This is a genomic window from Fictibacillus sp. WQ 8-8, from assembly GCF_024494405.1.
Classification (GTDB): Bacteria; Bacillota; Bacilli; order Bacillales; family Fictibacillaceae; genus Fictibacillus_C; species Fictibacillus_C marinisediminis.
The window spans coordinates 1-12,092 of the sequence record NZ_JAMXKG010000018.1 but is presented as its reverse complement, the minus strand read 5'-3'; the positions used below and the strand labels follow the sequence as shown (position 1 = coordinate 12,092).

Annotated in this window: 8 protein-coding genes; all 8 read left to right on the top strand. The window is 40.8% G+C overall.

What is annotated here, in order from left to right:
- The gene (locus M1K46_RS22550; RefSeq protein ID WP_256227781.1) at window positions 1–1,167 is read left to right on the top strand and encodes a CapA family protein; all 1,167 of its coding nucleotides are present in this window, start codon (window positions 1–3) and stop codon (window positions 1,165–1,167) included.
- Window positions 1,168–1,354: 187 nt separating this feature from the next.
- Window positions 1,355–2,623 carry a M20 family metallopeptidase gene (locus M1K46_RS22545; protein WP_256227780.1) on the top strand — a complete coding sequence of 423 codons (1,269 nt, stop codon included), beginning with the start codon at window positions 1,355–1,357 and terminating at the stop codon, window positions 2,621–2,623.
- A gap of 214 nt (window positions 2,624–2,837) precedes the next feature.
- Window positions 2,838–4,286: a sodium:solute symporter family protein gene (locus M1K46_RS22540; protein ID WP_256227779.1), complete on the top strand. Its 1,449-nt coding sequence runs from the start codon at window positions 2,838–2,840 to the stop codon at window positions 4,284–4,286.
- Window positions 4,287–4,307: 21 nt separating this feature from the next.
- Window positions 4,308–5,669 carry an amidase gene (locus M1K46_RS22535; RefSeq protein WP_256227778.1) on the top strand — a complete coding sequence of 454 codons (1,362 nt, stop codon included), beginning with the start codon at window positions 4,308–4,310 and terminating at the stop codon, window positions 5,667–5,669.
- 42 nt (window positions 5,670–5,711) lie between these two features.
- On the top strand, window positions 5,712–6,821 hold the full coding sequence (locus tag M1K46_RS22530; protein ID WP_256227777.1) for a zinc-binding dehydrogenase: 1,110 nt from the start codon (window positions 5,712–5,714) through the stop codon (window positions 6,819–6,821).
- Window positions 6,822–6,920: 99 nt separating this feature from the next.
- Complete coding sequence (locus M1K46_RS22525; RefSeq protein ID WP_256227776.1) at window positions 6,921–8,969, top strand: sigma-54 interaction domain-containing protein; 2,049 nt, start codon at window positions 6,921–6,923, stop codon at window positions 8,967–8,969.
- Between the two features lie 215 nt (window positions 8,970–9,184).
- Window positions 9,185–10,933 carry a M28 family peptidase gene (locus M1K46_RS22520; protein WP_256227775.1) on the top strand — a complete coding sequence of 583 codons (1,749 nt, stop codon included), beginning with the start codon at window positions 9,185–9,187 and terminating at the stop codon, window positions 10,931–10,933.
- Between the two features lie 853 nt (window positions 10,934–11,786).
- Window positions 11,787–12,092 (top strand): hypothetical protein (locus M1K46_RS22515; protein WP_256227774.1); only part of this gene is annotated, 306 nt, incomplete at its 3' end.

Here is a 12,092-nt window from a genome sequence, read left to right as displayed (position 1 = left end):
ATGACATCATCTATCAATATTGTTGCTGTTGGGGATATTACGCTGTCTCAAAAACCAGGGGAAGAGTTATTACGCAGTTCCTGGGATTCCGCACATGTGCGTATAGGAAATCTAGAAGGCCCATTAGTAGAAATCCCAGGTGCACCTGCAGACAAGCAGTTTCGTTTGCAGCAGCCCATTCAGGCTGGTGAATGGCTAAAAGAATTGCAGCCAACGCTAGTTTCAATCGCCAATAACCATACTATGGATTGGGGTCCAGAGGCGCTCTATCAAACCATTGAAGAATTAAATAGAATCGGTGTAAAGTTTTCTGGTGCAGGACGAAATATTGATGAAGCAATTCAGCCCGTATATATAAATGTCGAAAATCATAGGATTGCTTTTCTATCCTGGGCTTCTACTCTCGCTCCAGGATTCCAAGCGTTAAAAAACCGTCCGGGCATCGCAGGTCTAAGAGTGAAGACTTCATATGAAATAGACCCGAGTCTGGATTCTGAGCAGCCAGGAACACCGCCATGGATCAAAACCGAGCCGCTGGAGGAAGATTTAGTTTTGCTGGAAAAAACAATCGAAAAGGCATACAAAGAAGCTGATTTTGTGATATTAGCTATTCATTGGGGAGTTCCACCCCAATGGTGCGTTCCCTATCAAGGTTTAATTGCAGAATATCAGCCGATCATAGCACAGCGAGCGGCTAAAGCAGGAGCAGATATCATCATAGGGCATCATGCTCACGCTCCTTATGGAATGGAGTCATTTTCTGGTAAAGGTGAAAGACAAGTACCGGTTCTCTACAGTCTAGGTAACTACATTTCTCATTACGAATATTTAAAAGAGGGGCTCGATATTTCATCGTCCACAATGCCTCACTTCCCGCCAAGTTTACCTGAGAACAAACAATGTTCTATAAGTGAGATTGAATTAACACCTGTTGATGGAAGGCTGAAGGTTGAAAGGTTAAAGATTCAACCGGCGGTTTTAAGCCAGATCGGTGAAACAATAGAAACAAGCAAAGATGAAACGTTACTGATTGCGAATCGCTTGAATGATTTTTCAAATCAACGCGGTACACAAACATTCGTAGAAGATCACTACGTGGTTTGGGAAAATAACCAGAACCAAATATCTAACAGTACAGCCCTTTCCAGTGAGAAAGTAAACCTATAATAAAAACGATTTAGAGGCGCTAAACGCCTCTTTCTTTTGCACTGAAAATGCAATAGCTGGGATTAGGAAAACCTAAAGAACCTAATTGAACCTAAAAGTCGTTCCAAAACAACTCTTTATATAAAAAAACCTTTTTTTAAACTTGGCACAATAATTGCAAGAATAGTAATTGAGAGGAGTGATATCAATGGATCAAACAATAAATAACACCGTTGATTCAATGCAAAATGAAATCGTATCTTTTTTACAAAAACTAATTCGGATTAAAAGTGAAAATCCGCCGGGTAATTACGAAGAGATTTGCAGGTTCTTAGAAGAAGAATTAAACACATTAGGTTTTGAAGTAAATGTGGTAGAGGTTCCAGAAGAACTTACAAAAAAAGAAGGTTTGCCTACTCCACGCAAAAATGTTATTGCAACGATGAAGGGTTCCGGTGGTGGAAAAAGCATAATTTTTAATTCCCACCTCGATACGGTGCCAGCGGGAGATGCGGAAAAATGGACATATCCGCCGTTCTCCGCAGAAATCGCGAATGGACGCATTTACGGGCGAGGGGCAACTGATTCCAAAGGCCGTTTAACTTCATATGTCATGGCTGCAGTTGCCTTAAAGAGATCTGGTATTCCAATACTAGGTGATATCACCATCGCAGCGACGTGTGATGAAGAAACCGGCGGCGTTTTCGGAGCCGGCTATGTAACTGAAAAAAAACTGGTATCGGGTGATATGGCAGTCATTGAGGGCTACAGTAATCATATTGTGCGCGCAATGGCGGGTGTTCTCCAACTTCGAATCGTTTCAGAGGGAATCCCCGCTCACTCCGGCTTCAAGTGGAAAGGAATCAATGCGGTAGAAAAAATGGCAAAAGTGATTCAAGGGTTATCGGAACTTCAGCAACAATTAGAAATTGAGCCTTCCAATATTCCAGGAATGAGATATACAACGGTTAATATCGGTGTCATTAAGGGTGGGACAAAAATCAATGTTGTGCCGGGTTCAAGTGAAATTCAAGTGGATTTCCGGGTGATACCAGAGCATTCGATCGATGGCATATATAACCGTGTTGAATCTATAGTTGAGCGGCTGCAGAAAGATGACCCTGACATGAACATTCGAGTGGAAAGAGTGCTGGATTTTCAAACCACTCCAACTGTGACGGAAGAAAGTTCTCCGATTATAGGTGAATTACAAGAAGCATTAAAAGAGGTAACTGGTGAAGCCTTGCCTGTAGTTGGTATGTTGGGTCAGTCAGATACCCGCTGGTTTATAAATAGCGGTATCCCTGGAATTAATTTTGGTCCGGGTACAAATGACAACAATCTTCATAGTTATGATGAGTTTATGGATATTGAAGATCTAGTCCAGACTACGAAAGTGTTATCGGTGCTCGTGCGAAATTACTGTGGAAATAAACGAAGTGATTACAAGATGTTGAAAGGTGGGATGCCCAAATAGTTAATGATGAATTTAGATTAATGGCACCGCACTTTTCTCAACTTTGGGCGTAAACAGGGTGAACGATTAATAAAAAAGTTAGGGGGAGGAAAGAGATGACTACATTTCTTGGACTGTCGCTTTCAAATTGGATGATATGGATCGTTATGATTGTTTTTATTATTGGTTATTTTGGAATCACAGAAGCGATCAATAAACGCGAGGAGAATGAATAATGTTAATTTCGGTATTGGTCCTATATATGGTAGCGGTAATTGCCATTGGCTTTTATATGAAATCCAAGATTCAAGATGAAACCGATTTTCTTGCAGCCGGAGGAAAATTAGGGGTGTGGGTAGGAGGGGCAACTCTGGCAGCTACACAAATGAGCGCAGGAACAGCGATCGGTACGGTTGGTTTCCATTACCAGGTTGGTTACAATTTTGCCTGGATTTGGGTTGCTATCTGGGCTTCCTGGTCAATCATGGCCATTTACATTGCACCAAAAATGAAAGCTTTTTTCAACTCCTCCAAGGCTTTGACCATCCCAGATCTTCTCGGAACACGGTTCGAAAGCAACGCTGTACGCGTCATTTCGGTGGCGATTTTAATTGTATGTTTTGGGATGACCATTGTTGCGGAGCTTGTAGGCGGTTCTTATTTATTAAATACGGTTTTTGATATTCCGACAACAGCGGGCGTATTAATTATTGCGGGGGTGTTTATTACCTATACCGTTGTAGGAGGGCTATTCGCGATTGCCTATACCGATCTTTTGCAAATGACAGTGTTTGCTGTTGGGTTTGCTATCGCTGTTCCTTTTACCGTTTCAAAAGCCGGCGGATTTACCGCATTGAATGAAAAATTAACGGCTATCGATCCTCATCTTATTGCCAACGGTATGCCAACGGGCGCCTTAACTGCTGTAGGATTATCATTTTTTATCATGATGCTCGGGTACCCTATTATTGCAATTCGCTTTTATTCGTTAAAAGACAATAAGACGATACGGCGTGCAGTTGGCGTTTCATTTATCTTCCAGGCCATAGTAGGTGTCTCAGTTGCTTTACTCGGAGTAAGCGCAAGGGTTATATTTCCTGAGCTATCCTCCCCTGACCTTGCCAGCTCCACAATTGCAATAAAAATATTACCTCCAGTACTGGGTGGCCTGTTACTAGCGGCTATTTTAGCTGCCATACAGTCTACTGTCAGCGCCGTTTTATTGATGCTTGGCAGCGGTGTTTCACATGACATCATGAAAAAAGTCATGAAAAAAGATCTATCCGATAAGCAACAGTTAACGATTACGAGAATTGTCGTGTTAATTATGGGATTATTGCCTATACCTTTTGCTCTGTATCCCCTTCCGCTCATCCAGCAAATTTGGATAAATGCGGCCGCTTTAATCGGTTCATCCTTCGCAGTCTCGACTTTATTAGGCCTGTATTGGAAACGCGCAACAACAGCGGGGGCCATTACTTCAATGGTCGGTGGAATCGGAAGTGCGATTTTATGGTTGTATTTAGGAAATCCTTTCGGTTTGGATGCCGTTTATATTAGTGTTCCTGTCAGTCTTTTAGGAATGGTCTTAGTCAGTCTAGCAACAAAACCGGTTTCAAAAGAAGCGCTTGAGCCGTTTTTTAAAGATACCAGTGCAACAAAAAAGAAGACAATCGCTGGTTAATTAATAAGGAGGGTTATACCAATGGCCATTAAAGTAAAGAAAGACTTATTGTTTAAAACAATTAATGAAATTGCGGCCATGTACCGAAAAAAGGAGATCTCACCCATTGAAGTTACGGAAGCTACCTTAGAAAGACTCGATGAATTAGAGCCGCAATTAAATGCTTTCGTTACGGTGCTTGCTGATGAAGCACTCATTCAAGCAAAAAAGGCGGAAGAAGCTTTCGTTAAAGGAAGAGACGTTGGGAAATTATACGGTGTTCCGGTATCAATCAAAGATATATTTAATACGAAGGGAATTCGTACATCTCTCGGTTCCCGAATTATGCAAGACAACGTTCCAAGCGATGATGCATTTGTCTATACAGCACTTAAAGAAGCTGGAGCAGTGGTTTTCGGCAAAACCAATATGTTGGAATTTGCATATGGTTCCGTTCACTCTGACTATGGCCAATGCAATAATCCTTGGAATGTAAACCGAACGGCAGGAGGATCAAGCACCGGATCAGGATCCTCTGTTGCGGCTGGTATTGGTTTCGGTTCAATAGGTACAGATACTGGCGGTTCAATTCGTGTTCCTGCTTCATTCTGTGGAATTGTGGGCTTAAAGCCAACATACGGAACTGTTCCCAGACAGGGATTATTTCCATTGTCCCGTTCACTGGATCATATTGGACCCCTTACTCGTACAGTTATTGATAATGGGATACTTCTGGAAAGCATCTCTTCTATTCAATTGGACTACGATTCTGTTTTTTCAGGAGAGATTTCTGGTGTCAAAGTAGGAGTTATCCACGCTTTAACTGAATCCATTACTCATCCAGAAGTGAAAGATTTAACCTCAGCTGCTTTATACAGGTTACAGCAATTAGGTGCGGAAAGCATCGACGTGACCATTCCTTCAATAGAAAAGGCAGAAGAGATCGCCATTCCTATTCTTTTATCGGAAGCGTCATCTTATCATCAACAATGGTATCCCCATCGTGAAGGTGATTACGCACCGTCAACATTTGCAAACATTAAAGAAGGATTTAATATTTCGGCTGTAAGTTATCTATCAGCGTTGGACCAAAAGAGGAAATTTACTGAAGCAGTTAATGATTGTTTCAATCAAGTAGATGTTCTTGTTTGTCCTACTGTTCCTTATCCTGCAACGGAAAAAGATCCCTCATTTGAAGATGGAAATATTGATATATCTGTACGCACTATACCATTCAATATCTCAGGACATCCCTCAATCACTGTATCAGCAGGAAATGCCACTGCAGAAAATCTGCCGGTAGGATTCCAAATTGTTGGGCGCTATCACGACGAGGCAACGGTTTACCGGGTTGCCCATGCCCTGCAACTTGCGTCCGGTGGTTATATCCAACCGCCGCTTTAGGACTTGATGGATAATTATTAGAAAAGAGAGGAGGAAGTTAAAATGGCAGAAAAACAGTTAGCGAGAGAACAAATAACAGGAAAACAAAGTGTTCCAGATGAAATGAGAGCTGTAATGATTCGTCACCACGGCGGACCAGAGACTCTAACGTTAGAGAAAATAGAGACTCCTGTTCCTGGTCCTGGTGAAGTTTTAATTAAAGTAGAAGCAACAGCGTTGAACCACCTTGATATTTTTGCAAGAGAAGGGTTGAAGGGTCCAGGCGTTCCTGAGATTACTCTTCCCCATATTTCAGGTGTAGATATCGCAGGAACCGTGAGTTATTATGGTCCTCTTTTTCCAGGACAACAGGAAATCACGAAAGAAGGAACAAGAGTGCTCATTAACCCGGCCATCGGGTGTAATGAATGTCGCTGGTGCAGAAGAGGAGAGCCAAGTATGTGCCCCGATTACAAAATTCTAGGTGAGCATTTCTGGGGTGGATTAGCTGAATATGTTGTGGCGCCTGCAAGAAATATTATACCGGTTCCCGATCATGTTTCATCTACTGTCGCGGCAGCGATCCCGGCTGTCTATACAACGGCTTGGCGTGGCGTGGTGACGGTAGCAAAGATTAAGCCATCTGACATCGTACTTGTGGTTGGAGCGTCAGGGGGACTGGGTTCTGCTCAGCTAGAAATCGCTGCGGCTGCAGGGGCAACAGTGATTGGAACAGCAAGTACGGAGGAGAAACGTGAAAAGGCCCGAAAAAAAGGCGCGGCGATCATGTTTGATTCAAATGGAGACTGGGAAAGTGAGATCATGGATTGGACAAAAGGGCAAGGCGTGAGCGCAGTATTTGATGCTGTTGGAGCCCCAACGATCCGCCACAGTCTTCGTTGTCTCGAAATGGGTGGTAAACTTGTTCTTTCAGGAGCGACTGCAGGTGATTCACCTGAATTAAGTATCAGGGAAATTTATCAGCGCCATCGAATAATTTTAGGTGCACCATTGGGGAATTGGGAAGATTTTCTTCAAGTTACGAGTCTCGTATGGCAAAAAAAATTACAACCTTCCATACATAAAGTGTATCCGTTGGAAGACATTGCGGAAGCACAACTTGAACTTGAAGGAAGAAAACACTTTGGAAAGATTGTAATTAAGATAAGTTAAAAAAGATCAAGCGGTTGTCAAAAATGTTGACAACTGCTTTTAATTTTTAGAATATTCAATCAGAATACTGTATAATAGGCTTAAATAGGGGGTGGTTAGGTGCCTAAATTAGTAGTTTTATCAAAGGATCTTAGGACTTTTCAAGTTTTTCAAAAACAAATCAATGACTTTTTTCAAGGTGAAATCCTAATACTGTCACAAGATGAGTGTATGGACTATAACGAAGCAGATCTTATCCTCCTATCCTCATCCCAACTGCAGCATGAACAATATCCCTTAAACAAGACCCTTATTGCAAGAAGAGCCATCAATATTTCCAAACTAGAGGAATTGGTTTCTCTCCCGGCACGTACAAAATGTCTAGTTGTGAATAATTTGCCTGAAACTGCAGCAGAAACAATCGAGCTATTAGAAAATCTCGGCCTTAATCTACAGCTTTATCCTTATTTTCCCGGAATGGATAAAAGGTATAAAGGCATCGAGATTGCGATCATTCCGGCTGGCATTGAACTGGCACCAAAAGGCATAAAGAAAATTATTGATATTGGTATTCGGCCTTTGGACTTTTCCACCCTCGTTGAGCTTTCAATCAAATTAAACATTAATATAGATAAGGCAAACATTCATTCAGCAAGATATATTCAAGAAATTATTGCTTTAAGCAGAAGACTATCGGAGTCTTATCATGAAGTTAGCAAGCTTAATCACCAGCTCGATGCGATATTAAATACTGTTCATGATGGAATCCTGGCTACTGATAAAGAGAACAGGATCATTAAATACAATAACTCCGCTAAACGGATTCTCGGCGTTTCCTTCCGGGAGGAGGAGGTGATCGGTAAAAAAATAACAGAAATCTTCCCGAAACTTCACCTTGAAAATGGTTTGGAAGAGGAATCATATACTGATCATCAATTGATTTCATTTAATGAGAAAAAACTAGTAGTAAACAAAAGCTCAATCAACATCGGTCACAATAAATTCGGGGATGTTACTGCCTTTCAGGATGTTACCCGTATTCAGGCCTTGGAGCAGGATATAAGAAAGATTATTCAGAAGAAAGGGTTTTCTTCAAAGTATACTACAGAGGACATTATTGGAAAGAGTGTAAAGATAAAAGAAATAATCAGGATAATGCATAAAATTGCTAAAACAGAACGGACGGTGCTCATACTTGGAGAGAATGGTACAGGCAAGGAATTATTTGCTCACTCTATCCATAATATGTCCGGCCGAAAAAATGGGCCATTTATTCCCGTTAACTTCGCCGGTCTGCCTGAATCTCTAGCAGAAAGTGAATTGTTCGGTTATGAAGAAGGAACATTTACAGGTGCCGTAAAAGGCGGCAAGCAAGGACTTTTTGAATTAGCGCATAACGGAACGATCTTTCTTGATGAAATTGGCGATGCATCAAAAAATTTGCAAACTCTTTTGCTCCGGATTCTTCAGGAAAAACAAGTCATGCGTGTCGGTGGAAGAAGTATATTGCCTGTTAATGTACGTGTCATCGCAGCCACGAACAAAGATTTGAAAAAACTGGTGCGAGATGGTCAGTTCCGTGAGGATTTGTACTATAGATTGTTCGTATTGCCTTTACGCATACCTTCATTAAAAGAAAGAAAGGAAGACATTCCTGAGTTATTAAACTATTTTATTAAGGAATATTCTCCGACATGTCCGGAAATATCGGAAGAAGTGATGGATGTCCTCATTAATTATGAATGGCCGGGAAATGTACGCGAACTCGTCAGCGCTGTTCAATATATGACGACGGTTATGGATAGCAATGTTGTAACGATTGATAATCTGCCCGAGCAATTCAAAGCACATGATGAGCGCAACAATGAGCCTAATGACATATTTGAAAAACTTAAATATGAAGGCGATCTCAGAGATTTCCATTTAATATTGTCATGCCTGTTTGAGGCGAAAGAACAAAGAAAAAGTATTGGGAGAGGAACGGTCGTCAGTTATTCCCAGGATAGAGGATGTTTATTATCGGAACAGCAAGTAAGGAGAAGGATGGAAGTGCTCCGTGACCTCGGACTCATTTGTTCTGGAAACAAAGGACAGGGAAGCAAAATATTAGATTCCGGGATTCAAATTTTAAATGTATTAGAGAAGACGAGTATTATAATGAACCGTTGATTAGAGCTGTTAACAGCTTCTTTTTTTGTTATGTCTACATGAGTTATGGATGCATGCCTAACAACCAACCTATTCAACCAGGTTGATAGAAAAATAAGAAAAAAACGCAGGGAGACTGTTATTTTCAATTTGGCATAAATATTGCATACAGAATACATATTGAAAACTATTATTTGAAAGGGGAATGTAAAATGTCAACGACAATAAACGAGACGTTGGAAAAGGAATTACTAAGTGAAATTAACACTAAGGTCGCAGAACAAGTGTTAGACAGATTCAGTTCGTTAATTCGAGAATCAGGAAGTGAAGATGAGAAAACCGCGGCTAACTTTTTAGCGGACTATTTAGAAAAATGGGGCGTTCCGCATAAAATTCATCAGCCTGAGCTTTATTTAAGTGTACCGAAACGTGCATATTTAAAAGTGACAAGCCCTCTGGAAAAAGAATATCGGGTAAAAACTCCTTCCTTTTCTATTGCCACAGGTGACGAGGCAGTAAGTGGTGAACTAGTTTACATAAATACGGGCCAGGCAAAAGGAATCAATGATATTTTTGGTTCGCACATTGACGAAGATATCGAAGACCTACAGGGTAAGATTGTAATAACAGAAGGTTTTCCAATGCCTGGCAAGGTTAAAGACTTCTCGGAGAAAGGCGTAAACGCCATCGTCTTTATAAGTCCGGGTGAAAATATTCATGAAGGAATTTGTACTCCGATTTGGGGTGCGCCAGATCTTGATAATATGAATGACGAACCGAATATTCCAGTACTCGGCATCAATAAATCCGATGGACAGGAATTAAAGAGTTTATGTGCAAATGATACAGTTGAACTGGAGTTTAAAACATATTTGGAAAAAGGTTGGTTTCCCTGCCCGGTAATCGATGTATTTATAGAAGGAACTGAAGAGCCGGATAAATATGTGCTGCTTCATGGCCATTTGGATTCCTGGCACGAAGGAATCGGAGATAATGCCACGGGGGATGCGGCATTGTTGGAAATGGCGAGAATCTTTTATAAGCATCGTGATAAATTAAAAAGAAGTGTCAGAATTGCGATTTGGACAGGACATTCCACAGGAAGATATGGAGCCTCAACCTGGTTTGTAGACCAATTCGGATTAGATCTTGAGAAAAATTGTATTGCGCAAGTAAATTGCGATTCCCCGGGCTGCCGTTGGGCGTCATCGTACGAATATATGATGTGGATGAGTGAGGTGGATGAATTTTGTAAAGATGTGGTTCAAGATGCAGTCGGGCAAAAAGCAGCAGGCACCAGACCTCTTCGAGCAGGGGACTATTCATTCAACAATATAGGCATCACTTCGTTCTTTATGTTGTCTTCCAGCATCCCGGAAGACGTTTTAAAAGAAAAAGGATATTATCCTGTAGGTGGCTGTGGTGCTAACATTGAGTGGCATACAGAGGAAGATTTAATGCATGTAGCGGATTTGGATATTTTGGTTAAGGACATCAAGGTTTATGTTACCGGAGTTCTTCGTGCAGTCAACGAGCCCGTTCATCCGTTTAACTTTGTAAATACAGCAAAAGAATTTTCTGATACGATCAAAGCTTATCAGCAACAAGCCGGTTCACACTTTGATTTTAGTCCCGCACAAGATGAAGTCGACAGCCTTCAGCAGGATTTAGTCGCGTTTTATGAAAAAGTAGAAAAGCTAAAAGGATTAGATGTCGCTGACCCTAAAGTTAAGAAAGCGAACGAGGTCATAGAGAAATTAGCACGTATTCTTGTGCCAATCAATTTCTCAAGAAAAGGAAAGTTTCGTCATGATCCAGCACTGAATGTTCCAGCTCTTCCTGATATCGCGCCGGCAACAGGCTTTAATCAATTAACGGATGGCTCACATCAATACAAAGTTTTAAAAACTCATTTAACCAGAGGGCAAAATCGTATTGTTTGGGCCCTTTATGAGGCACGCCAACTTCTGCAGGGTGTTGAGTAATTGATAACTAAGTAGAAAACTGTTTAAAGTAATTTAATATAAGTTAAAAGCATTGGCCCTTTAAGCCAATGCTTTTTTGTATAAACAAGTAAATACTGTCAAACCTGTCCTGATGAAAAAGAGTCTTAGCACCAAATACAAAAAGCGACCGAACGGAATTTTTTCATCCTTTTCACGCATAACGTTACCGCCTACACGAAGCTGCGCAAAGATAAAGTCAACAACGAATAGTTAATCTTTCGAGATAAGTGACTATGCACTTTGTACACCTCAGGATCATAAGGGCTTACGCTAAAAACAAATCCACACGTGTCGCGAAGATGTCCCGGAGAAGCAATGGAATTCAAATTTCATGGATAAAAGGGGTGGGTTCGTTTGACTATGCCTTCACGAAGCCTTTAGATCCCAAAGTTACTCTATCTACCCGTTAGCTTAAATTCAGTGGTTTTGAAATCCTGTGAATAAGCGAGTATTCGCAAGAAAATCGTATTAAACTGAGGGAGTTGAAGAAGGAAATAAACTTTAAAAAGGAGAATATTTGGAACTTAGACCTATTAAGGACCTTATACTTTTCAAAGAGGATGATGATTATGAAGAAACAGAAGAAGATCTTGATATTTCTTAAAACAATAACTACTTTTCTGCTTTTAATGATGTTTATACTGTCATCTACGAAAATGATTCATGATTATCTCAGTGCAGCTGTCATAATAATTATTTTAGTTGTTTTCTTTTATACAGAAGGAACAATTAGAAAAAAAGGACTCTAATCATATTTAAGCATAGTAGTCGGAACGTCCCATATTTGGAGCGATTTTTACCTTTAAACACTGGAAGTAAAGGGGGTACCGCAATGGGGTCAGATCCATCATATATTCTTGAGCGAATTGTTAAAGAACTGGGTGTGGAACAGATCGTTGAATTACTGACTGATCGAATACCAGAAACCGATTTATACACGCTCTTACTTTATGTTTTTCGAGAGAAGACCCAGAGGTTAGTTCCCAGCGAATTACTTAAAAGGTACCAGGTAAACCGTTCGGTGCATCCTGCTTCAGTTGATCCTATCCAGTTAAAGCAACTAGAACTAGATATTTTGAAAATAGCAAGCAACCATTTCGCTACACCAGTTCAGTTATCTCCCGTGGCTCCTTTAGGA

Coding starts and splice junctions, on each gene's coding strand:
- M1K46_RS22535 (WP_256227778.1), top strand. CDS start 4,308: ATGGCCATTAAAGTAAAGAAAGACTTATTGTTTAAAACAATTAATGAA.
- M1K46_RS22550 (WP_256227781.1), top strand. CDS start 1: ATGACATCATCTATCAATATTGTTGCTGTTGGGGATATTACGCTGTCT.
- M1K46_RS22530 (WP_256227777.1), top strand. CDS start 5,712: ATGGCAGAAAAACAGTTAGCGAGAGAACAAATAACAGGAAAACAAAGT.
- M1K46_RS22540 (WP_256227779.1), top strand. CDS start 2,838: ATGTTAATTTCGGTATTGGTCCTATATATGGTAGCGGTAATTGCCATT.
- M1K46_RS22545 (WP_256227780.1), top strand. CDS start 1,355: ATGGATCAAACAATAAATAACACCGTTGATTCAATGCAAAATGAAATC.